17 protein-coding genes and 1 pseudogene are annotated in these 22,971 nt (G+C 73.0%); 4 read left to right on the top strand and 14 right to left on the bottom strand.

All coding sequences use genetic code 11. The features are described from left to right. Window positions 1–15: 15 nt before the first annotated feature. Window positions 16–945, bottom strand: a complete 930-nt coding sequence (locus AR3_RS12000) for a Zn-ribbon domain-containing OB-fold protein (protein ID WP_067913103.1) — start codon at window positions 943–945, stop codon at window positions 16–18. Then, a complete protein-coding gene (locus AR3_RS11995) occupies window positions 935–2,500 on the bottom strand; it encodes an acyl-CoA synthetase (protein WP_067913101.1) in 1,566 nt (521 codons plus the stop codon). Before AR3_RS11995 ends, AR3_RS12000 begins: the two co-directional genes overlap by 11 nt. Window positions 2,501–2,642: 142 nt before the next feature. On the opposite strand from AR3_RS11995, the gene AR3_RS11990 reads away from it, so the two are divergent. Further along, window positions 2,643–3,446, top strand: a complete 804-nt coding sequence (locus AR3_RS11990; protein ID WP_067913099.1) for a crotonase/enoyl-CoA hydratase family protein — start codon at window positions 2,643–2,645, stop codon at window positions 3,444–3,446. Between the two features lie 95 nt (window positions 3,447–3,541). On the opposite strand, the gene AR3_RS11985 is transcribed toward AR3_RS11990, so the two are convergent. The 9 genes from AR3_RS11985 to AR3_RS11945 form a co-directional block, all read right to left on the bottom strand. Further along, a complete protein-coding gene (locus AR3_RS11985; RefSeq protein ID WP_217998522.1) occupies window positions 3,542–4,573 on the bottom strand; it encodes an ABC transporter permease in 1,032 nt (343 codons plus the stop codon). Window positions 4,574–4,608: 35 nt separating this feature from the next. Further along, window positions 4,609–6,153, bottom strand: coding sequence for a sugar ABC transporter ATP-binding protein (locus AR3_RS11980; RefSeq protein WP_067913093.1), 1,545 nt, complete (start codon window positions 6,151–6,153; stop codon window positions 4,609–4,611). Window positions 6,154–6,156: 3 nt separating this feature from the next. Then, window positions 6,157–7,113 carry a substrate-binding domain-containing protein gene (locus AR3_RS11975; protein ID WP_067913089.1) on the bottom strand — a complete coding sequence of 319 codons (957 nt, stop codon included), beginning with the start codon at window positions 7,111–7,113 and terminating at the stop codon, window positions 6,157–6,159. A 524-nt stretch (window positions 7,114–7,637) separates the two neighbouring features. Next, the gene (locus AR3_RS11970) at window positions 7,638–8,537 is read right to left on the bottom strand and encodes a MurR/RpiR family transcriptional regulator (protein ID WP_067913086.1); all 900 of its coding nucleotides are present in this window, start codon (window positions 8,535–8,537) and stop codon (window positions 7,638–7,640) included. A 253-nt stretch (window positions 8,538–8,790) separates the two neighbouring features. Next, entirely contained in the window at window positions 8,791–9,747 is a 957-nt protein-coding gene (locus AR3_RS11965; protein ID WP_106258111.1) for a shikimate dehydrogenase family protein, read from the bottom strand. Between the two features lie 62 nt (window positions 9,748–9,809). Beyond that, on the bottom strand, window positions 9,810–11,309 hold the full coding sequence (gene glpK / locus AR3_RS11960) for a glycerol kinase GlpK (RefSeq protein WP_067913083.1): 1,500 nt from the start codon (window positions 11,307–11,309) through the stop codon (window positions 9,810–9,812). Further along, window positions 11,309–12,394 (bottom strand): zinc-dependent dehydrogenase, encoded by a 1,086-nt coding sequence (locus AR3_RS11955; RefSeq protein ID WP_067913080.1) that lies wholly within the window; start codon window positions 12,392–12,394, stop codon window positions 11,309–11,311. The genes glpK and AR3_RS11955 overlap by 1 nt, the downstream gene beginning before the upstream one ends. Continuing rightward, window positions 12,391–13,539 carry a galactitol-1-phosphate 5-dehydrogenase gene (locus AR3_RS11950; protein WP_083951372.1) on the bottom strand — a complete coding sequence of 383 codons (1,149 nt, stop codon included), beginning with the start codon at window positions 13,537–13,539 and terminating at the stop codon, window positions 12,391–12,393. The genes AR3_RS11955 and AR3_RS11950 overlap by 4 nt, the downstream gene beginning before the upstream one ends. Before the next feature lie 4 nt (window positions 13,540–13,543). Next, window positions 13,544–14,380, bottom strand: a complete 837-nt coding sequence (locus AR3_RS11945) for an SDR family oxidoreductase (protein ID WP_067913077.1) — start codon at window positions 14,378–14,380, stop codon at window positions 13,544–13,546. A 281-nt stretch (window positions 14,381–14,661) separates the two neighbouring features. Here AR3_RS11945 and AR3_RS11940 point away from each other — a divergent pair, with 281 nt between their 5' ends. After that, entirely contained in the window at window positions 14,662–15,207 is a 546-nt protein-coding gene (locus tag AR3_RS11940; RefSeq protein WP_217998521.1) for a glucose-6-phosphate isomerase family protein, read from the top strand. Window positions 15,208–15,335: 128 nt separating this feature from the next. On the opposite strand, the gene AR3_RS11935 is transcribed toward AR3_RS11940, so the two are convergent. Both AR3_RS11935 and AR3_RS11930 read right to left on the bottom strand, forming a co-directional pair. Beyond that, on the bottom strand, window positions 15,336–16,451 hold the full coding sequence (locus AR3_RS11935) for an NAD(P)H-dependent flavin oxidoreductase (RefSeq protein ID WP_067913071.1): 1,116 nt from the start codon (window positions 16,449–16,451) through the stop codon (window positions 15,336–15,338). Between the two features lie 97 nt (window positions 16,452–16,548). Further along, a complete protein-coding gene (locus tag AR3_RS11930; protein WP_227022935.1) occupies window positions 16,549–17,736 on the bottom strand; it encodes a cell envelope lipid trafficking protein PgfA in 1,188 nt (395 codons plus the stop codon). A gap of 136 nt (window positions 17,737–17,872) precedes the next feature. On the opposite strand from AR3_RS11930, the gene AR3_RS11925 reads away from it, so the two are divergent. Both AR3_RS11925 and AR3_RS32145 read left to right on the top strand, forming a co-directional pair. Next, complete coding sequence (locus AR3_RS11925; RefSeq protein ID WP_083951370.1) at window positions 17,873–18,676, top strand: class I SAM-dependent methyltransferase; 804 nt, start codon at window positions 17,873–17,875, stop codon at window positions 18,674–18,676. After that, entirely contained in the window at window positions 18,676–19,995 is a 1,320-nt protein-coding gene (locus AR3_RS32145) for an acyltransferase family protein (protein WP_083951368.1), read from the top strand. The genes AR3_RS11925 and AR3_RS32145 overlap by 1 nt, the downstream gene beginning before the upstream one ends. A gap of 1,072 nt (window positions 19,996–21,067) precedes the next feature. Here AR3_RS32145 and AR3_RS32140 read toward each other — a convergent pair. Continuing rightward, window positions 21,068–22,942: pseudogene (locus AR3_RS32140) on the bottom strand (alpha-(1->3)-arabinofuranosyltransferase domain-containing protein); the annotation flags it as partial. Window positions 22,943–22,971 lie beyond the last annotated feature (29 nt).

Here is a 22,971-nt window from a genome sequence, read left to right as displayed (position 1 = left end):
CCTCCGCCCGGCGGCTCATACGTAGTCCTTGATGCGTTCGAAGAGGACGTCGGGCTCGTCGAGGGGCTCGAACCACTTGATGTTGTCCAGGGTCGGGCCCCACTCCTCCCGCGGCCGCCACACGGCCTTGACGCGCATGCCGATGCGCACCTGGTCGGCGGGGATCCCGGCGACGAGCGCGAGCATCGTGAGGTCGGCGCCGTCCAGCAGGACGTAGGCCGACACGAACGGCACGTCCGGGGCGCGCGGGTCGGGCAGGTTGTTGACGGCGAACGTGGTGACCGTGCCGGTGTCGGCGACCTCCACCTCCTCGGAGGTCGGCACGCCGTCGCGCGGGCACAGCCCCTTCATCGGGACGATGACCTGGCCGCACACCGGGCACCGGTGGCCGAGGATGCGGCCCTCGGCGATGCCGGCGAGGAAGCGGTCGAGGGCGCGGCCGCCGCGCAGCCGGTACTCCAGCCGCGTCGGCGCGTTGATCATCGTGACCTCGGGCCGGAAGCATGCGATGTCGCCGATCCCGCCGGTGCGCTCCGCCCGCCACTTGGGCCGCACGCGCAGGCCCGCCTTGAGGTAGCGGGGCGGGTCGGCGCCCTCCTCGAACTCCCCCAGGTCCAGCGCGTGCAGCAAAGCGGTGTCGGCGCCGTCCGGCCGGATCAGCGCCCACGCGAACGGGCGGTCGAGCGGGTGCGCGGGGCGCGGCCGCGGCACCCACGACCAGCTCGTGACCGTGCCCGCCGGGCCCACCTCGACGAACTCGCCGGTCACGGCCTCGCCGGTCTCCGGGTCGTACTCGGTCGGCGGGACCAGCACCCGGCCGTCCGCGGTCCGCACCCCCACCAGGCGGCCGTCGCGCAGCTCGGTCAGGAACCGTCCGATGACCGGCCCCACCGACCGGGTGTACCCGCCGGGGAACTCGACGACGTGGTTGGGTTCAGATGACACCGCCGCGTCCCTCCCAATACGGGTCGCGCAGCTTGCGCTTGAGCAGCTTGCCGTTGGGGTCGCGCGGCATCGCGTCGATGAAGTCGATCGACTTGGGCCACTTCATCTTCGCCAGCCGCCCTTCCAGGGACGCCAGGATCTCCGCGGCCAGCTCCGGCCCGGGCCGCACGCCCGCGGCCGGCTCGACGACCGCCTTGATCTGCTCGCCCCACTCCTCGTCCGGGACGCCGAAGACGGCCACGTCGGCGACCTTCGGATGCAGGATGATCTCGTTCTCGATCTCGGCCGGGTAGATGTTGGCGCCGCCCGAGATGATCAGGTCGGTCTTGCGGTCGGACAGGAACAGGAAGCCGTCCTCGGTCAGATACCCGATGTCGCCGACGGTGAAGAAGCCGCGCAGGCGGTTCCTCTCGGTCTTCTCCCGGTCGCCCTTGTACTCGAAGTCGACCCCGGTCATCTTCATGTAGATCGTGCCGGGGGTGCCGGGCGGGACCTCGGTGCCGTCGTCGTCCACGATCAGCAGCTCGGTGATCGGCCACGCCTTGCCGACGGTTCCCGGGTGCTTGCGCCAGTCCTCCGGGCTGGCGATCGTCCCGCCGCCCTCGGTGGCCGCGTAGTACTCCCAGATGCAGTCGCCCCACCAGTCGAGCATCTGCTGTTTGAGCGGCACCGGGCACGGCGCGGCCGCGTGGATCGCCCATTTCATGGAGGACACGTCGTACCGCTCGCGCACCTCCTCGGGCAGCGACAGCAGCCGCTTGAAGTGCGTCGGCACCATGTGCGTGCTCGTGATCGCGTATTTCTCGATGAGACGCAGGCACTCCTCGGCGTCCCACCGGTCCATGTAGACCAGCGTGTGCCCCATGTGCAGGGACGTGCCGCCGAACTGGGTGACGGCGGTGTGGTAGTTGGGCGACGTCACCAGGTGCGCCTGCGGCGACCCCCCGGCGGGACGCCCCGGTGTCATGCCGAACAGCGTGAGCAGGAAAGTCTGCAGTTCGCAGCTGTCATCGGGATCGATCCCCGCCAGTGGACGCCGCACCCCTTTGGGGCGACCGGTCGTCCCGGACGTGTAGTGCATGGTGGCGCCGTTGCTGCGCCCCTCCGGCAAGGTGTCCGGCTGCCCGTCCACCAGTTCCTCGTACGGCCGGAACCCCGGCACGTCGCCGAAGGCGAACCTGCGGTGCGGATCGAGCCCGGCCTCCTCGGCGGCCCGCGCGCCCTCCCGGGCGTACCTGGGGTGGACGAAGAACGCCTTGGCCTCGCTGTCGGCCACGATGTACCCGATCTCCGGGCCGGTCAGATGCCAGTTGATGGGCGTGTAGTACCAGCCCGCCTGCAGCGCCGCCAGGTAGAGGACCAGGCCGTCCACGCCGTTGGGCATCAGCCCGCACACGCCGTCGCCCTTCTCCAGCCCCAGCCCGCGCAGCCCGTGGACGAGCCGGTTCGCGCGGGCCAGCAGCTCGCCGGCGGTGTGCTCGGCGCCGTCCGGGTCGACGGCCGCGATCCACCCGGGATCGGCCTGCGCCAGCCGCCAGAAGCCCAACGATCCCATCGGCTCTCCCTCGGCGATCGCTTCGGTCCGCTCCGGACGCGAAGGCCCGGCGAAAAAAGTAGATCACGTTCTCATTTGTCCCGACAAGCCCTGTCAGTAGACCGATCTTGTTACTAGAATCCGTTCTCGTTTAGGAGGAACCATGCTGCCCATCTCCACCGAGCACTGCACGGTCGAGCAGGACGGCCACGTCGTGACCGTCACGATGAACCGCCCCGAGGCGCGCAACGCGCTCAGCTCGGCCATGCTCGTCGGCCTGGCCGAGGCCTGGGCCTACATCTCCGCGACCCCCGAGGTCCGCGTCGGCATCCTCACCGGCGCGGACGGCCACTTCTGCTCGGGCGCCGACCTGAAGGCGATGGGCGCGCCGCCGTCCGACCCGCGCGTCGCCGAGCGCATGCGGCGGATCCCCGACTTCCACTGGAAGGGCCTGCTGCGCGACGGCCGGCCCACCAAACCCCTGATCGCCGCCGTCGAGGGCTACGCCGTCGCCGGCGGCACCGAACTGCTCGTCGGCACCGACCTGCGCGTGGCCGCCGAGGACGCCGTCCTCGGCCTGTACGAGGCCCGCCGCGCCCTGTTCCCCATGGGCGGCTCGGTGGTGCGCCTGCCCCGCCAGATCGGCTACGCCAACGCCATGGACCTCCTGCTGACGGGCCGCTCCGTCACCGCGCAGGAGGCGCTCGCCATGGGCCTGGTCAACAAGGTCGTCCCGTCCGGCGGCGCCCTGGCCGCCGCCCGCGAGCTCGCCGACCAGGTCGCCGCCTGCGGCCCGCTCGCCGTGCAGGCGATCCTGCGCGTCTACCGCGAGACCGAGCACCTGCCCGAGCCTGCGGCCCTGAAGGTCTCCGACGAGCTCGGCTGGCCCGTCATCGGCTCCGAGGACGCCAAGGAGGGCGCCCGGGCCTTCCGCGAGAAGCGCCCCCCGGTCTACCACGGCAGATGATCACAGCGGCCCGTCGCGCGCGGGGCGCCGCCGCGCATGGAAAGGGCATCCGAGACCGTGCGGCCTCGGATGCCCGGGCGGCTGGGCGCCGGCGGCTACCGGCCGTCGCGCAGCCGCAGTCGGTCGAGCGCGATCGCGGCGACGATGACCGCGCCCTGGATGATCAGCTGGTAGTACGACGACACGTTGAGCAGCGTCATGCCGTTGACGAGCACGGCGATGAGCATCGCGCCGAGGAGCGTCCCGCCGATGCCGCCGCGGCCGCCGCTGAGGCTGGTCCCGCCGAGCACGACCGCGGCGATCGCCTGCAGCTCGTAGCCGCCGCCCAGGTCCGGGACGGCGGACTGCAGGCGGGCGCCGACGATCACTCCCGCGATGCCCGCGCACACCCCGCTGATCACATAGACCCGGGTGAGCACCCTGGGCACGGACACGCCGGTCAGCCGGGCGGCCTCGGCGTTCGCGCCGACGGCGACCACGTGCCGCCCGAACACCGAGCGGCGCAGCAGCAGGCCGCAGCCCGCGAAGACGGCGAGCGTGATCAGCGCGGGCATCGGGACCCCGGCGACCGCGCCCTGGCCGAAGAAGGCGAACCAGGCGTCCTTGGTGAACACCGCGCCGCCGCTGGTGCCGACGTACACGACGCCGCGCAGCCAGGTGAGGGCGGCGAGGGTGACGACGAACGCCGACAGCCCGGCCCGCGCGATCAGGGCGCCGTTGACCAGTCCGACGAACGCCCCGGCGGCGACCGCGAGCAGCAGCGCGACCACGGGCGGCAGCCCGTGCGCGGAGGCCGCGACGGACACCAGCGCGGTCAGGCCGACCAGCGAGCCGACGGACAGGTCGATGCCGCCGGTGAGGATCACCAGGGTGGCGCCGGCCGCCAGGATCGCCGTGACGGCCACCTGCCGGGTCACGTCGAAGAAGTTGCCGAGGGTCCGGAACTCCGGCGAGACCGCGGCGAACACGGCGACGAGCAGCAGGAACGCGATCGCGAGGCCGAACCGCTGCGAGCCCAGCGGCGGGCGGCGGCGCCGCGTTCCGGGCCGCGGCGCGTCCGCGCCCTCGGCCGTCGCCGCCCCCGTCTCCCCGGGCGTCTCCATGGGCGTGTCCGTGGGCGTCTTCATGCGCGTCTCCATGGCGTTGTCCCCCCTGGACGCGTTCATGCCGCGGGCCGCCCGGGAGCGGTGTCGGCACCGGTCGCGTACTGCATGACGATGTCCTCCTTGAGCAGGTCGCCGCTCAGTTCGGCGACGATGTGTCCCTCGCGCATCACCAGGACGCGGTCGCTGAGCCCGAGCACCTCGGGGAGCTCGGACGAGACGAGGACGATCGCGACCCCCTGGGCGGCGATGTCGTCGATGAGCGCGTAGATGTCGGCCTTCGCGCCGATGTCGACGCCGCGGGTGGGCTCGTCGAGGATGAGCACCTTCGGGTCGAGCGACAGCCACTTGGCGAGGACGGTCTTCTGCTGGTTCCCGCCGGACAGGCGGCCCACCGGCTGGTCGACGCTCCGGCAGCGGATGCCGAGCCTGGCGACGAGCGGCCCGGCCGCCGCGCGCAGCCGCCCCGGCCGCAGCATCCTCGGGGGACGGCGGGTGAGGCCCGCCAGGGCGATGTTCTCCGCGATCGACAGGTCGAGGAAGAGCCCCTGGTCCTTGCGGCTCTCCGGCACGAGCGCGATGCCGTGCGCGATGGCGTCGGCGGGTCGGCGGACGGCGACCCGCCGGCCGTCGACGGCGACGCTCCCGGAGGCGGCCGCGTCGGCGCCGAAGATCAGGCGGACCAGTTCGCTGCGGCCCGCGCCCACGATCCCGGCGATCCCGAGCACCTCGCCGGCGCGGACCTCGAACGAGGCGGGCCGGACGTACCCGCCGTCGGTCAGGCCGGTCACCCGCAGCCTGACCTGGTCGCGCGGCCGGGGACGGGCCCGGCGGTACAGGGCGCCGATCGGCCGTCCCACCATGCGGGTGACGATCGCCTCCGGCGTCGCCTCCTCGCGCCGCAGCGAGGCGACCACCCGGCCGTCCCGCATCACGGTGACGCGGTCGGCCAGCCGCTGGATCTCCTCCATGCGGTGGGTGATGTAGAGGACGGCGATGCCGGACGCGCGCAGCGACTCCACGAGGTCGAGCAGGGCGGCCGCCTCGCGGGCCGACAGCGCCGCGGTCGGCTCGTCGAAGATGAGGACGCGGGCGCCCTCCGCGACCGCCCGGCCGATCTCGACCAGCTGCTGCTCGCCGGTGGACAGCTCCCCGACCTCGGCGTCGACGGAGAACCGCGCGCCGAGCGTCGCCAGCACCCGCGCGGCCTCGTCGCGCGCCCGCGCCCGGGCGAACAGCCCCGTCCGGGTCCGGTGCTCGCGGCCGAGCACGATGTTCTCGGCGACCGAGAGGGTCGGGGCCAGGGTGAGCTCCTGGTGGACCATCGCGATGCCGTGCCGGCGCGCGGTCGCCGTGTCGGGGATCGACACCGCCGCGCCGTCGAGGAGGATGCGGCCGGAGTCGAGCGCGTGGACGCCGGCGAGCGTCTTCATCAGCGTGGACTTGCCGGCCCCGTTCTCGCCGGCGACGACGTGCACCTCGCCGGCGTGCACGTCCAGGTCGGCGTGGTCGACGGCGGTGAATCCGCCGAAGCGCTTGGTGACGCCCCGCATCCGGACGAGCGGCTCATCGGTGCGGAGCGGCTCAGGTGTGCGGACCGGCATCGCTCATCCCCAGGGCGTGTACGACGCGGCGTTGTCCTTGGTGACGAGCGTCGCCGGGACCAGGACGGTCGTCTGGCTCGGCGGCTTGCCGGCGGCCAGCTGCATGCCGATCGCGGCGCCCTTGGCGCCCATGCCGCGCGGGTCCTGCGCGGACGTGCAGCCGATGAGCCCGCCGCGCGTGATCGACTCCACGGCCGCCCGCGCGCCGTCGACGCTCGCGATGACCACGTCGGTGCGGCCCTTCTGCTTGGCCGCGAGCTCGACGCCGGCGGCGGTGGGGTCGTTGATGGCGAAGAACCCCTTGATGCCGGGGTTGGCGGTCAGCATGTTGGTCGCGATGGGCAGCGCGGAGTCGCGGCTGTTGAGACCGCGCTGCCGGGCGACCACCTTGATGTCGGGGTACGCCTTGAGCGCCGCGAGGCACCCCTCGATCCGGTCGTTGACCGCGGTGATGTTGGTGCCGTCGAGGATGGCGATCGGGCCGCTGCGCACCCGCTCGCCGAGGTGCTCGCAGGCGATCCGGCCGGCCTGCACGTTGTCGGTGGTGACGGTGGCGTCGGCGCCGTCGGCGCCGACGTCGATGGCGACCACCGTGATGCCCGCCGCCTTGGCCCGCGCGACCGCCGGGCCGATGCCGTTGGAGTCCACGGCGTCGACGACGATCACGTCGACGCGGCGGCGGATGAACGCGTCGATCTGGTCGGACTGCTTCTGGACGTTCTGGTCGGCCTGCTCGACGAAGGCCTGGCCGTTCAGCCTCTCCACTTCGGCCTTGGCCCCGTCGGCCTCGGCGACGAAGAACGGATTGGTGAAGGTCTGGACGGTGATGCCCACCTTGAGCTTCTTCGACGACGAGCCCGCTGCGGAGCCGTTGTCGGAGGCGGTGGTGGTCGCCGTGCACCCGGCGACGGCGAGGGCGGCCGCCACGGCGGACAGGGCGGCGGAACGGTGACGGATCACGGGTACTCCATGGGGGTGGGTGTTAGAAGTAATTTCGATCATGAATTCATGACTTCGAAATTATTTCTGCGATCGTTCCATCGGCCCCATGCGGTGTCAAGACCCGCGGGGAGGCTCTTCGCCCCGTTGCGGAGCGGTCATCCGTCAGGCGCGTCTCCGCCTCCGGACAGGCGAGGACGGAGGGGCATCGAGCAAAGCGCCGGCGCCCCTGTCGCCGCGCCTGAGAAGGCGATCAGGGCGGGAAGTGAAGCCCGGTATGCGCGGGCACGCTCGGCACAGCCTTCGGCGGTGCGCAGGGCGAACGGCGCCTGCGTGTGCCGCGTGTGAAGCCCGCACACAGCAGCGGGAACTGGACGAGGCCTGCCGCCAGTGGGCACGGGGCGGACGCAAGAAGGGACGGCACAAGACGTAGATCAGGCGCCGCTCCCGGCGTCGATCGCGGCAGCGCGGTCTGTGCGGCCTGCCCGCCGCGAACGCGTACTTCACGGGCTCGGGCCGAGGGTGACGGCCCGGCCCCGTGCGCGTCAGGACCGCGTGTGCTGGATCGCCGCGGTATAGGTCTCTTCCAGATGCGCCAATGCCGCGTCGGCGTTGCGGGCGGCGAACGCCGCATAGAGCATGTCGACGATGAGGATCTGCCCCCACTTGGACGTGACCGACTCGCCGTAGAGGCCGCCTCCGATGGCCGAGCTGGAGGTGTAGAGGACCACGTCCGCGTGCGCGCAGACCGGGGAGTTCTCGTTCGACGTCAGGGCGATGGTCGCGGCGCCGTGCTCGGAGGCGAGCCGGAGCACCTGGGCGACCACGGTGGTATGGCCGGAGTCGCTGATGCCGATGACGACGTCGCGCTCCGTGGCGTTGGTCGCCGCCATGATCTGGCCGCTCTGGTCGCGGAAGAAGATGCACTTCTTCCCGGCGCGCATGAAGCGCATGACGCCGTTCTCGGCCGCGATCGCGGACGAGCCCATGCAGCAGAAGATCACGCTGTCGGCGCGGTCGATCAGGTCCACCGCCCGGGTCAGGGCGTCCACGTCCACCCGCGCGGCGGTCTGCCGGACCGCGTGCTGGCTGCTCCGCTCGATCTTGGCGATGATCGTGGCGATGTCGTCGTCCCGGGTGATGCCCTCGTACACCACCTGCTGGTCGCCCGCCTCGCCGCCCTTCGAGCGGCTCTGGAACACGGCCTCGGCGACGCGCAGCCGCAGGTCCTGGTAGCCGACCAGCCCGAATTCCCGGACGAACCTCGACACGGACGACTCGGCGACCCCGGCGGCGGCCGCGAGCTGGGTGATCGTCATCGTCTGACACTCTTCGGGGTCGCCGAGGATGAGGTCGGCGATCTGGCGGAGCGCCGGAGCCAGGTATCGATACTTGCTCGATATGCGCTGAAGAATATTGCCGTCTTCGATGCCCTGGGCTGTCATCTTCGACTCCGGTCCCTAGTGGACGACTGTCGTCGACACGTTCACGTGCCGCTTCCGCCTGCGCACCCCGCGCCCTCCACGGCGAGCCGCCGCCCGTCCCGGAGCGACGGCGCCCGCGCCCCCGAAGGCGCCGGCGGCATGGTGGAGAAGGGCGTGCCGAGGCGATACGCACGGTACTTCATCGCGGCCCGGCACGCCCCATGCCTCCTCCCGCCGGGCCGCCGGTCCGGCGGTCCGGCGGCGGTGCCGGCGGTCAGGCGGTTCCCGCCCGCGCCGCGGACCGCGCGATCTCGGACAGCCGGTCGAACTCGGGTCCGGACGTCGGGATGTCGATTCGGAACACCTCCGCGATGACGCGCGTCCAGCCGTGGATGAAGTAGGTCCAGCCGTTCTCCACCCGCACGCCGCGGTCCGAGTCCCGCGCCTGCCGGAGGAACCGCAGGTCGCCGCGGTAGTTGAAGTCCCACGCGATGCCCTCGTCCGGGAACGTCGCGGCGTCGGTCAGCGGGGAGCCCGGCCGGTCCTTCCCGAGACCGGTCGCGTTGACCACGAGGGACCCGGGCTTGAGCGCGCCCGCCTGGGCGTCGTTGTGCTCGGGGGTGGGCGCGACGTGGTAGTCCGCCGGGATGGCAAAGCCGATCTTCTGGTGCACGGCCCGCATCTCCTCCAGGCGGTGCGGGCGCCGGTTGGTGACGATCACTCGGGAGGGCACGTCCCGGCCCTCCGCGGCCCGCCGGTGCAGGTACAGCGTGAGCGCGAGCGCGGAGCCGCCCGCGCCGAGGAGCAGCAGCTCGGCGCCGGTGCGCGCCCAGTAGCCGTCCGGCACGATCGCCTCCAGGGACAGCCCGCTGCTGATCGGGTCCATCGCGTTCCCCCACAGCAGACCGTCGCGCTTGGCGATGCCGCTGACCTCGTCGAGCAGCGCGGCGTCCGCCCCGACCCGGTCGAACAGGTCGCGGGCCGCCTTGAACAGGTTGAGCTTGTGGGTGGTGACGAGCGCGCCGAGCGACAGCGGATCGTCCTTGATGAACGCCACGACCTCGCGGTAGCCGTCGGGCGTGTGGTCGATCGGCAGGTCGATGCCGCTGATCTCGGCGTCCAGGCCGAGGGCCTGCGCCCAGGCGGGGAACACCTTCATGATGGACGACCGGCGTGTGGTGACCCCGATGAAGTACATCGTCGGTCGTGTCGCGGGACGGTAGGCGGCCACGGGCGAAGGCTCCTTCCTGGACGGGGCGGCGGGCCGTTGCGGCGGGCGGGCGGACGCGTCCATCAGTGCTCCGCCCAGTCGCCGACGCGGGACACGGCCTTCTTCCAGCCGGCGTAGAGGCGGTCGCTGGTCTCCTGGTCCATCGACGGCTCGAAGCGGCGCTCCAGCTCGAACGAGTCGCTGAGCTCCCGCTGGTCCTTCCAGAAACCGGTGGCGAGGCCGGCCAGGAACGCGGCGCCGCGGGCGGAGGACTCGGTGACGGTGGGACGAAGCGCGGGAACGCCGAGGATGTCCGCCTGGAACTGCATGAGGAAGTTGTTGCAGGCGGCGCCCCCGTCGACCCTCAGCTCGCGGGGGGAGATCCCGCTGTCGTTCTCCATGCAGCCGATGACGTCGCGGATCTGGTAGGCGATGGCCTCGAGCGTGGCGCGGATGATGTGGTTGCGGGTGACGCCCTGCGTCAGCCCGAGGATGGCGCCCCGCGCGTAGGCGTCCCAGTAGGGCGCGGCGAGCCCGACGAACGCGGGGACGAAGTAGACGCCCATGGTGTCGGGGACGCGCCGGGCCGCGTACTCGGTGTCCTCCGAGTCCCAGACCAGCCTGAGCTCGTCGCGCAGCCACTTGACCGACGCGGCGGAGACGAAGATGAGGCCTTCGAGGGCGTACTCGACGCGGCCGTCCAGGCCCCAGGCGATGGTGGTGAGCAGACCGCTGTCGGACAGCACGGGCCGGTCGCCCGTGTTCATCAGCAGCGACGCGCCCGTGCCGTACGTCGCCTTGACCTGGCCTTTCGAGAAGCAGGCCTGCCCGAACAGCGAGCCCTGCTGGTCGCCGACGACGGCGGCGACCGGGATGCGGGTGCCGAAGAACAGCGACTCGGCGGTGTGGCCGTACACCTGGCTGGTGGGCCGCACCTCGGGCAGCATCCGGCGGGGGATGTCGAACTCCGCGAGCAGCCGGTCGTCCCAGTCCAGCCGGTTGATGTCGAACATCATGGTCCGGGACGCGTTGGAGTAGTCGGTGACGTGGCTGCGGCCCTCGGTGAGGTTCCAGACCAGCCAGCTGTCGATCGTGCCGAACAGCAGCTCCCCGCGCTTGGCCCGCTCCCGCGCGCCGGGGATCCGGTCGAGCATCCACGTGAGCTTCGTCGCGGAGAAGTAGGAGTCGATCACCAGGCCGGTGGTCGTCCGGACGTGGTCCGCCAGATCCCCGGAGGCCTTCAGCTCGTCGCAGTAGCCGGCGGTGCGCCGGTCCTGCCAGACGATGGCGTTCATGATCGGGGCGCCGTTGTCGCGGTCCCACACCACCGCGGTCTCGCGCTGGTTGGTCACGCCGATGGCCGCGACCTCCTCGGCGCTCGCCCCGGCGTCGGCGAGGGCCTGCTTGGCGACGGTGATCTGGGTGTTCCAGATGTCGAGCGGGTTGTGCTCCACCCATCCCGGCTGCGGGTACAGCTGCGGGAACTCCTGCTGGGCGATGGCGACCACCCGCCCGGCGCGGTCGAACAGGATCGCCCGGATGCCGGTCGTCCCGGAGTCGAACGCCATGACGTACTTCTTCATCACTTGGCTCCCGTCGGAGTGCGCCCGTCCCCGAGCCCGGCCCCGTCGGGGACGATCATCGTCTTCATCCCCGATCCCGAGGCCGCGTGCGCCAGGGCGTCCCCGATCTTCCCCACCGGGAACGTGGCGCTGACCAGCGAGGACAAAGAAAGGTTCCGGTCGCGGACCAGCCGGAGCGACCGACCGTAGTCGACATTGCTGGCCCCCGTGGTCCCGGTGAGGAGGAGGCCCTTGTAGTGCACGCGGTCGGTGTCGATCCGGGGCGGCTCCGCGCCGCCGAGGCCGGAGAAGAAGTTGATCCGGCCGTGCGCGGCGAGCAGGTCGACGGTCTCGGCCTGCACCTGGGCGCTCGACACGGCGGTGATGGCGACGTCGACGCCGCGGCCGTCGGTCTCGGCCATGACGACGTCGGCGAGCCGCTCGGCGGTGACGTCGACCACGACGTCGGCGCCGAGCCCGCGGACCGCCTCCAGCCGGGCCCGGGACCGCCCCGCCACGATGATCTTCCGGGCGCCGGCCAGCCGCGCGAGCATCGTGTGGAAGGCGCCGATCGGGCCCGGCCCGACGATCAGGACGACGTCCTCGCATCCCACGCCGAGCTTGCGCTGACCGCTGTAGCAGCAGGAGAAGGGTTCGATGAGCGCCGCGTCGGCGTAGCCGACCTCGTCGGGCAGGCGGAAGACGTTCCCCCGCCGCAGCGCGAAGGCCGGGACGCGCATGTACTCCTGGAAGCCGCCGTCGATGCTGACGCCGAACGCCTCGTACCGCGGGCACATCTGGTTGTGGCCGGCGCGGCACATCTCGCACCGGCCGCAGCCGACGTTGGGCGCCACGGCGACCCGGTCGCCGACCGCGACCCCCTCGACCGAGCCGCGCACCTCGACGATGTCGCCGCTGACCTCGTGGCCGAGGACCCGCGGCCGCCCCTCGGGGATCTTGAAGTGCCCGTGCTCGAGGATGCGCAGATCGGTGCCGCAGATCGACGCGGCGCGGACGCGGACGAGCACGTCGCCGTCCTGCAGCGCGGGCGTCTCCACCTCGTCCAGGCGGACGTCGCCGGGGCCGTGGAACCGCGCCGCCTTCATGGCCGGGCTCCCAGGGGCTCGCCCGAGCGGCGGGCCCCGTTCCCCGGCCAGGTCGCGGCGCGGTCGGCGGCGGGCGCGACGCCGGGGAGGTCCAGCTCGGCGCGGGCCTCGTCGGCCACGGCGAAGACGACCTTGTTGTACCAGACCCGCCGGTTGACCAGGTCGTCGAAGACCGCGTCGGCGTCCGCGAGCGACGGGGTGTGGCTGATGAGCGGCGCGACCTCCAGCCCGCGGCCGAGGCAGGTGACCACCATCTCCCACTCGCTGCGCCCGGCGGGGGTGATCTTGGAGTTCCAGGTGCCCAGGATGCGGACCTCGCGGCGCAGCAGAGACGACACCAGCGGCTGCGGGAGGGTGACGTCGCCGCTGAGGTCGCCGAGCATGATGACGGTGCCGAGCGGCGCGACGGCCTCCAGCGCCTGCACCAGGGTCAGCGGCAGCCCGCTCGCCTCCACGGCGCAGTCGACGCCGTGCCCGCCGGTCAGGTCGCGCACCGCCGCCACCGTGTCGCCGGAGGCGTCGACGACCTCGAACCCGAGCGCGGCCATCACCTCGCGCTTGCGCGGGTCGACCTCGGCGACCAGGACGCGCGTCCACCCCAGCAGCCGCAGCCACTGGGCGGCCAGCGCGCCGATCGGCCCGGCGCCGATGACCAGGGCGGTGCCGGACGCGGGGACGTCGCACTTCAGCACGGCGTGCAGCGCGACGGCCGCGGGCTCCACCATCGCGGCGTGCACGAGCGGCATGTCCGGCGGCACCGGGATGAGGTTCGCCTCGGGCACGTGGAGGCGCTCGCTCATGGCGCCGTCCCTGCGGGAGCCGTAGTAGTCGTAGCCCCGGCCGAGGGCGAGCTCCCCGATCCGGGTGAACGGGTCGTCCGGGTCGGCGAGCAGGGGGAAGACCGCGACGCGGTCGCCCGGGGAGAACCTGCCGCCGTCCGGGGCCTCCTCGACGATCCCGGAGAACTCGTGGCCGAGGACGAGCGGGTAGCGGTAGGCCTTGCCCCGGCCGTAGCGCAGCACGTCGGACCCGCACACGCCGACGGCGCCGATCCGCAGGAGCACCGACCGGTCGCCGACCGGGCTCGGCTCCGGCACCTCGGTGAAGGCGATGACGCCCTGCTCGCGCAGCACTGCCGCCTTCATCGCGTCACACCTCCATCCCGTAGCGGTGGATCTTGTGGGTCGGGTACAGCGAGATCGTCGGGATGGTCACGTCGGGCGTCCGCGTCGCCACGTAGAGCGCCACCTCGGCGACGTTGGAGACCTCGATGCAGCTGGCGTGGACCCCTTCGGCGATCTCCTTCTCGTCCAGCCACCCCTCGAGGTAGGCGGGGATGTCGCCGTCGTACAGGCCCCGGTCGATGATCTCGGTCATCGGCGTCTTGACGTGCGAGGGGTTGATGACGGTGACGCCGATGTTCTTCTCCTTGCCCTCCAGCAGGAGGTTCTTGCTCAGGCCCATCATCCCGTGCTTGGAGGCCCGGTACGGGCTGTGGCCCGGTCCGGAGGCGACGCGCGCCGACGACGAGCCCATGTTGATGATGCGCCCGCCGGTCGGCTGCTCCTGCATGATCCGGAACGCCTCGCGGCAGCACAGGAACACCGCGGTGAGGTTCGGGCCGATCGTCTTGTTCCACTCCTCGAGCGTCACCTCGGTGACCGGCGGGGACAGGGAGTCGCGGCCGGCGCTGTTGACGAGCAGGTCGAGCCGCCCCCACCGCTCCACGGTGGCGCGGAACACCTCCTCGACCTGCTCCTCGTCGGTGACGTCGGCGCGAAAGCCCGCGCAGTCGCCGCCCGCGGCGGCGATCTCCTTGACGACCTCGTCCAGGCGGTCGCCGTTGACGTCGACGAGCGCGACCCGGCACCGGTTGGCGGCGAAGATGCGGCTCACCGCGTCGCCGATTCCCGACGCGGCGCCGGTGACCAGCGCGACCTTGCCCTCCAGAGCGGTGCCGGGGGCGGGCTCGTACACGGAGTTCATCGGTGTTTACCTCAATCGCTCGTTCTGAGGAATCGCTCGTTCTGGGAAATCGCTCGTTCTGGGGAAGCGCCACGGTCGGCGCCGGGAGGGGACGGGCGTGGACGTGCCGGCGGGTGGCGGGGACGACGCCAGTATCGCAACAACTTCCACGTCTGTGAAGTAGCATCGAAGAAATTTCTACTTGCGCGGGGCGCGCCGTCTGGGCAGGATGGCCGCCGTCCCGACCTCTCCCACGCCCGGAGGCTCACGTGCCAGAGTTCGCCACAGCTCCGATCAGCCCGATGCGGATCACCCTCGACGTCGCCGCCGCGACCGTCGATCCGGCCGGTCCGGTGCTCACCCGCCGGATGTCCGACCTCGAAGGGCTGTTCGCCGACCGGACCGAGTGGAAGCGGGCCGTGGAGGACGACGCCGACCCGGTCGTCTACACGGTCTCCTCGTCCCCGGTGCCGGAGATCGACCGCGAGCTGCCCCAGTCGATCACGACGATCCGGCCGGGCACCTGCGGCGGGGAGTTCTTCATGACCAAGGGGCACCAGCACCCGAACCCGCAGGGCGAGATCTACCTCGGTCTCAGCGGCGTCGGCGGCCTGCTGCTGTTCGACGGGCAGCGGACCGAGTGGATCGACATGGCCCCCGGTGTCATCGGCTACATCCCGCCGCACTGGGCGCACCGCAGCGTGAACGTCGGCGACGAGCCGTACAGCTTCCTCGCCGTCTACCCCGGCTGCGCCGGCCACGACTACCAGTGGGTGCTGGAGCACGGCATGGGCGCGCGGGTGATGCGCGCCCCGTCCGGCTACGAACTCGTCCCCTTCCAGCGCTGAGCCGCGGCCGCCGCCCCGCGCCCCGCCTTCCTGCCCGGGGCTGCGGCCGCAGACACAGGACCGCCGCCGGGACGTCCGGCGGCGGTCACGACGGGCGGCGGGGCGGCGGGTCCCGCCCCGCCGCCCGCTCAGTCGGCGGCGGTGATGGCGTTGAGGCGTTCGATGGCCTCGACGTATTCGGACATGAGCTCGTAGACGACCTGGGCGGCGGGCTTCACCTGGTTCATCGACCCGACGATCTGCCCGACGGGGAAGGTGGCCAGCTCGCCGTCGCCGGACCGGTTGATGCGGCGCAGGGCGTCGGAGATCAGCATGAACTGCAGCGGCATCGGCAGGGGGCCGGGCGACTTCTCGCTCTCCCACGCCTCGGTCCACGCGGTCCTGAGCATGCGGGCGGGCTTGCCCGTCCAGGAGCGGGAGCGGACGGTGTCCCGGGAGGTGGCCCGCAGGAGCTTGTCACGCTGCCTCTCCGGGGTGTCGGCCTCGTCGACGGTCAGCCAGATGGAGCCGGTCCACACGCCGTCGGCGCCCAGCGCCATGCCCGCGGCGACCTGGCGGCCGCGGCCGATGCCGCCGGCGGCCAGGACGATGGTGTCCTCGCCCACCGCGTCGACCACCTCGGGGACCAGCACCATGGTGGACACGTCGCCGGTGTGGCCGCCCGCCTCGGTGCCCTGGGCGACGATGATGTCGACGCCGGCCTCGACCTGCTTGCGGGCGTGCCGGGCGTTGGAGGCCAGGCCCGCGACCTGCACGCCGTGCGCGTGGGCCTGCTCGACGACGTCGACGGGCGGCGGGCCGAGGGCGTTGGCGAGCAGCGCGATCGGATGCCGGAGGGCCACCTCGACCTGCGGACGCCCGGTCGCGTCGGTCCAGCCGAGCAGCGCCTTGCCCGCGCCCTCGTCGCCGAGCGGCTCCACGCCGTGCTCGGCCAGCAGGTCCTCCACGAACCTCTTGTGCCGCTCCGGGATCATGCTCTGCAGCCGGGCGAGCAGCTCGGACGCGTCCCCCAGGTCGGCGCCCTCGTACTTGGCGGGCATCACGACGTCGACGCCGTAGGGCCGGCCGCCGACGTGCTCGTCGATCCACGACAGCTCGATCTCGAGCTCCTCGGGGGTGAAGTACAGGGCGCCGAGGACGCCCATGCCGCCGGCGCGGCTCACCGCCGCGACGACGTCGCGGCAGTGACTGAACGCGAAGATCGGGTACTCGATGCCGAACAGCTCGGTGACTCGGGTCCGCACAGCCTCGACAGTAGGTGCCGCACCCGGAAACTGCAACGGGTTCTATTTGAAGTCGTCGACCACGCGAATCCCTCGCCGGCGTTGTCTAGAACAGGTATCAGCGAGGACGCGCGTCGGTGGCGGGCGGAACCCGGGGGCCGGGCGGGTTCTTCTTCGCGGACGCGCCGGGAGCGCGCGGTGACGGGGACCCGGCCGCCCGCCCCGCGGCGGACCGGGCGGCGGCGCCGGCGGACGCCTTGGGGGCGGAGGGCTTCGTCGTGAAGCGGCCGTCGGGGCGTCGGGGCGGCGGAGGCGGGGCCGGACGGCGCGAGGCGGCGGTCAGGGCGAGCCACCCGCCCGTCGCCAGCAGGCCCAGGCCGACGGCCAGGGAGCCGACGGGCAGGTAGCGGCGCACCGCGGCGGCCTTGAGCGCGGTGGTGTTGGCCAGGTCGACCAGGGCCTTCTGGTCGCGGTCGATTGTCATCAGGTCGGCCTGCGCGGCGACCATGCGGCCGCGGCCGTCGGGCGTCTGGACGGTGCTGTAGACGTTCTGCCGGTGCCGCACCGGGATGCCGGTGCGCGGGTCCACCCAGACGGTGTTGGTGGACTGGGTGTAGCGGTCCACCTTCTGCGGCGGGCTGTCCTCGCCGAGGCCGAGCAGGCGGCCGGGCAGCTCGGTGTCCAGCGACGCGGTCTTGGTGGTGGGGATGTGCTGGACGAACCGGTAGACGTTCAGGCCGTGCACCGTGTCCTCGCCGTCGTATCGCATCGGCGCCAGCCGCCGGGTGGTCATGTCGAAGAACGGATAGTCGACCTTCTCGACCCCGGTCAGCGGGAACAGCAGCCCGTACCCGGACATGCGGACGCCGCCGTCGCCGTCGACGTTGGCGCCGCAGCAGTTGACCAGCTCGGCGGTGCGGCGGTCGAAGGCCATGCGGTAGCTCTGGAGCTGGAGGGGCCGGTCGGGGTCTGCGGTGTCGACGATGTTGGTCGTGGAGTCCCAGACGGCGATCCGGTCGTTGCCGTTGTTGGCGCGCACGTCCCCGCGCAGGGTGGTGGTGGCCAGCAGGGTGGCGCCCGTGCGGGTCTTGAGGGTGGAGGTGTCGAAGTACGTCGCGTTGCGCGCCTCCAGCCGCGTCACGGAGTACCGGTTGAGGGGCGCGAGGACGACCTTGTCGGCCACGTAGAGCCGGATCAGCGGGCCGAGGGCCAGGAAGAACGCGCCCAAGCCGATGAGCAGCATGCCGACCGGTCGTCGCACGTACACCTCCCGGAGGACCGCCGCGTCCGGCGTGGTGCGCGTCACCCTACCGGACCTGTCGGACCGTCCGTCCAAGAGACCGCGACCAGGAACGCCATTTGGGGCGAACCGAATCGCGGGCTTCGGTCGCTGAACTGAGGAGACGCCGCGACCGGAGGCTACCGACAGGTAAGCTCCGGCCATGGTCGCCGCGCAGCGCCCCCCTGCCTCGACCTCGCAGGACCGCCCCGACACGCGCACGCCGCCCCGTCCGCACCGCGCCACGCTGGCCCGTTCGGTACGGCTGCTGCGCGCCTTCCGCCGCGAACAGCACGCCCCCGCCGACTTCTACCGCCTCCTTGCCCGCGACACGGTCGAGCAGGTGCGCGGCTACGCGCGACTCGACGGGGCGACGGTCCTGGACGTGGGGACGGGCACGGGTTTTCTCGCGCGCGAGTTCCACGCGGCGGGGGCCCGATGCGCCGGCGTGGATCTCGACGTGGAGCAGCTGACCGCGCTCGGGTCCGCCGCGGGCTGCATGCTGGCGGGGAGCGCCATGGCGTTGCCGTTCCAAGACGGCGCCTTCGATGTGTGCGTGTCGTCCAACGTGCTGGAACACGTGCGTGAGCCGTGGCGGATGGGCGCGGAGATGATCCGGGTGACGCGCCCCGGAGGTGTCGTGTATCTGGCGTTCACCCCCTGGCTGTCGCCCTGGGGCGGGCATGAGACCTCGCCCTGGCACTACCTGGGGGGCGAGCGGGCGGCGCGACGGTATGAACGCAAGTACGGGCGACCTCCCAAGAACCGTTTCGGCGAGACCCTCCATCGGGTGACGGTCGCAGAGGCGCTCACCTGGGCGCGTGCACAACGGGACGTGGACGTGCTGGACGTGATTCCGCGCTATCACCCGAGCTGGGCCAAGGGCGTCGTCCGCGTCCCAGGGCTGCGTGAGTTCGCGTCGTGGAATGTGGTGCTGGTGCTGCGTCGGCGCCACGGGGCGAACTGATGGCCAGTCCCCCGGGGGGCGACGACGGCCTGCCGCAGATCTCGGGGCGGCAGGGCACGCTCGACGGTGTGCGCGCCGTCGCGGCGTTGGTCGTGGTGTTCTACCACGTGGCCAGCACGTCCGGCGTCATCGGCGACTACTGGCTGTTCAACGGCGGCCAGGTGGGCGTGCCGCTGTTCTTCACGCTGTCCGGGCTGCTGCTCTACCGCCCGTGGGCGGCGGCGGTGCTGCTCGGGCACCCCGCCCCACGCGTACGCACCTATTTCCGCAAACGCGTGCTGCGGATCCTGCCCGCCTACTGGCTGGTGGTCGTCTGCTTCATGGTGCTCGTCGCCGACGACCACATCCGCGACACCGGCACATGGGTGTACCTGCTCACCCTGACGCACACCTACCTGCCGGACCCGTGGTGGGGGCTGAGCCTGGGGCCGCCGCATCTCGGCCAGATCTGGAGCCTGTCGGTCGAGGTCGCCTGGTACGCGCTTCTGCCGGTGACGGCGGCGGCGGTGGGGTGGTACGCGCGGCGCGTCCCGTCCCAGGACGTCGACGCGCGCGCCCGCAGGTTGCTGGTCGGCCTCGCCGCCTACGCGCTGGTGTCGGTGGCCTACACGGTGGCGATGTTCGTCCCGGAGCCGCGTCCGTTGCTGGGCCTGTGGGTGCCGCGGTTCTTCGTCTGGTTCGCGATCGGCATGGCCCTCGCCGTGGTGACGGTCTGGGCGCGCTCCCCCGGGGCCGCGCCGGTGGCGGGCGTGTGCCGCGCAGTGGCCGACGCGTGGGGCGCGTGCTGGCTCGGCGCCGCCCTGCTGTACGTCATCGCCGCGACGCCGGTGACGGGGCCGATCGACCTGGGGACGCCGGACACGCTGTGGACCTCGCTGTTCGACCTCGTGCTGTACGGCCTGTGCGCGGTCGCGTTCGTGGCGCCGGTGGCGCTGGCTCCGCCGGGGCACGCCGCGATCGGCGCGGCGCTCGGCAATCCGGTGATGCGCTTCCTCGGCCGCGTCTCCTACGGGCTGTTCCTGTGGCAGATGCTGATCATCGTCGGTTGGTACGAGTGGCGCGACCGGGTGTTCCACGGTGGTCTTCTGCCCGATCTGCCGCTTCTGCTGGCGGCGACCATCGCAGCGGCGACGGCGACCCATTACCTGGTGGAGCGTCCGGTCCAGTGGGCGGCGCGGACGTGGGAGCGGCGGGCGGCCCGTCGCCGGGCGGACGACCGGGCGACGGCGTCCCGGCGCGCGGAGGACGGCCGCTTCGCGGCGGCCGCCGATCCGGATCCGCGGGATCGGCCGCCGGGTCGGGCGGCGCCGCCCAGCTGATCCGCACGGCGCCGCCCGTGCGGCGGCGCGCCCCGGGCCGCCACAGGTCGACGGCCAGGCGTCCGACGATCGCAAGGCCGAGCAGCTGCGGCACCAGCCCGCCCAAGACGCCGGACGGCGAGGCCGGGTTGGCGAGGGCGTCCAGCTGGAGCGCGGCCACCAGGCAGCCCGTGCCCGCGAGCATCAGCGCGGCGGCCACCCAGGGCGAGGCGATGAACCGGGCGTATGCGGCGTCCCGGGTGCGCGCCCAGCCGCACACCAGCGCGACGGCCGCCGCCGTGGCGAGCCCCGGCAGGCCGGACATCAGGCCGCCCAGCGCCGCCGCGAGCGCGATCGCCGTCCAGGCGGGCCAGCCCGCGCCGGGGGGCGGCGGGACGGGCGCCGCCCTGCGGCGGGCGGGCCACAGCGCGAGCAGGAGCAGCGGCGCCAGGAGGGCCAGCCCGCCCGCCACCGAGGCGCGATGGGCGCGGTCGGGCTCGTAGGTGAGCCGGACGACGCCGTGCGTCCCGGCGGGCACGACCCACCCCTGCTTCCAGCCGTCCAGCCGGACGGGTCTCAGCTCGGCGCCTGCGATCTCGGCCCGCCAGCCGTCGTTGAAGTTCTCGTTGACGGTGAGGAACGACCTGCGGTCGGCGTCGACCTGGACGCGTCGCGTCCCGGCCGACCAGTCGAGCACCCGCACGGGCCGGTTCGCCTCGCCGCCGTTCGAGGGGACGGGGTCGCCGACGACGACCGTCTCGACCCGGTACGCGTCGGACGGCGCCGAGGCGAGGCGGTTGAGTCCGGCCTGGAGCGTCACCTCCTCGCAGGCGGTGAACCGCATCGGACGTCCTTCGAGAACGTCGCCGAGCGTGCCCTCCACCCGCGTGCGCACCGTCGCGCCGCCGAGCCGCAGCTTCGGGCCCGAGCCGCAGTCCGCGGCGAACGGCACGGCCCGGATGTCGGGCAGCGGGCGCAGGCCCGGGATCTGCACCTCGCTGATCTGGACGGGCTGGAGGCGGCCGTCCCGGGGGAAGGTCAGGGTGAGCCGGTCCGTCGTCATCGGCGCGAACGTCAGCCGGCCCCGCGCGTCGGTCACCGCCTCGCGGGTCTGGCCGCCGCGCCCCTCGACCCGGACGCGCACCGGGCCGCTCGCGCCGGGCGGCCGCCGCAGCGCGACCGTGGAGACGCGGATCGGCCGGCGCCAGCGCAGCAGGTAGGCGGGGGCGGGGTCGTCCGGATCGGCGATCCAGGCGGTGGCGGGGTCGCCGTCGAACGCCGACCGCGGCTGGGCCGCCGGATGGTCGGAGATCACCGAGTCGGCGGTGACCCAGGGGCCGCGGCGCGGGGCCGTGAGCCGCCGGATGAGACGCCGGTCGACGAGCACGGCCGTGCCGGACAGCCCGGCGCGCCGCGCCGCCCCGACGGTGAACGTGCGGTCGAAGCCGCCGCCCTCCTCGTCGCGGACGCCGAGGTCCGGGGAGCACACCCAGCGCTGGGCGCCCTTCATGCACTCGGCCGCGCCCCCGGGGATGCGGCGCAGCACGTACGTCGACGCCGGGACCTCCGGAAGGCGGTAGGTGCGGTCGACGGCCAGGCCGTCGACGGACAGCTCCGCCACGCCCGCCCGGGTCAGCGCCGGGAACGCGGGCGGCGCGGCGAGGCCGGTGATGCGCACCCGCACCCACCGGGTCGCGCCGGGCGGGACGCGCAACTGCTGCGGGGTGTTCTCGGGACGGACGGCCTGCTCGACGGAGCCGCGCTCGGTCTGCACGGCGACGCGCGTCACCGCGGGTCCGAGCCTGTCGTCGCGGACGAACGCGGCGGTCAGCACGCCGATGTCGCGCGGCCGTTCGAACTCGACCTTGAGCCACTGCCCCACCGGGCCGTGCCAGCCGCCGGTCTGCCAGGCGGTGGCGGGGTCGCCGTCGACGGCGGCGTACGGGGCGGCGGACGGGGTGTGCAGCTGCGGCACCGCGTCCTCGTCGGCGGCCGACGACGACGCCGTGACGTTGCGGATGCCGGTGTAGGCCGCCGCCGTCGCGTACCGCGTCCAGTCGTCGTCCAGCACGTCGGACGCCGCGCCGCGTTCGGCGGCGGTGAGGGTCTGCGAGGTCTGGTGCAGCTCGCCGAAGTTGCGGCGCAGCAGCCGCGGCGAGTCGCCGACCACGCCGGGCCCGTACAGGTCGGGCGCGTCGTCGTCGAGCAGGACGGGACGGTCCGGCAGCACTCCGCCGTCCGCCATCGCCAGCAGCGACTCGGGGCCGCCGTACACGCGCGGCGGGGCCTCGGCGTCGGCGAGCGTGACCGCGGCGTCGGCGTCGGACACCTCGTACACCTCCAGCGGCGGGACGCGCTGGTCGCGGGCCGAGACGGCGTCGTCGACGGCGTCGCCGCCGACCGGGGGGCCGAAGGAGGCGACCTTGCGCAGCCCGGGCGAGGAGTCGAGCGCCTGCCGGACCCGCGCGGGCCAGGCGCCGCGCAGCGTCTCGCGGCGCAGGTCGTTGCGCACCAGGACGTACCGCACGCCCATCCGCGCCAGGAAACGCGCCAGCCCCGGCGAGCCCTGCCCCGACCTGACCTGCTGGTCGACCGCGTCCAGTACGCGCGTGTAACCCGGGGAGCCCGCGGGGACGAGCTGGCGGACGCCCCAGCGCGCCGACAGCAGCGGCTGGACGATGTCGTCCATCGGCCGCCCCCACACGTACTCGCCGAACGACGCCCCCGGCAGCGCCAGCACGCCCTGCTGCCCGGCCCGCGCGTTGAGCCAGGCCGCCGCCTCGCGCCAGTACTTGGGCACCTCCGGGAACGCGCCCGGCCCGGACAGCCCGTGCCTGACCGCCGTCGCCCCGATGCCGCCCAGCGCCACGACCGCCGCCGTCTGCGCGGTGAGCAGCGTCCGCGCGCGAGGCCGGAGCCCGGACGGGGCCGCGGCGCCGCGCCGCGGCCGGGCCGCCGCGACCGGCAGGTGCGCCAGCCCCAGCGCCAGCGGCAGCC

It is taken from the genome of Actinomadura rubrobrunea NBRC 15275 (assembly GCF_001552235.1).
Lineage (GTDB): Bacteria > Actinomycetota > Actinomycetes > Streptosporangiales > Streptosporangiaceae > Spirillospora > Spirillospora viridilutea.
Note: the sequence above shows the minus strand (reverse complement) of the source record. Positions and strands in the feature narration are given on the sequence as shown.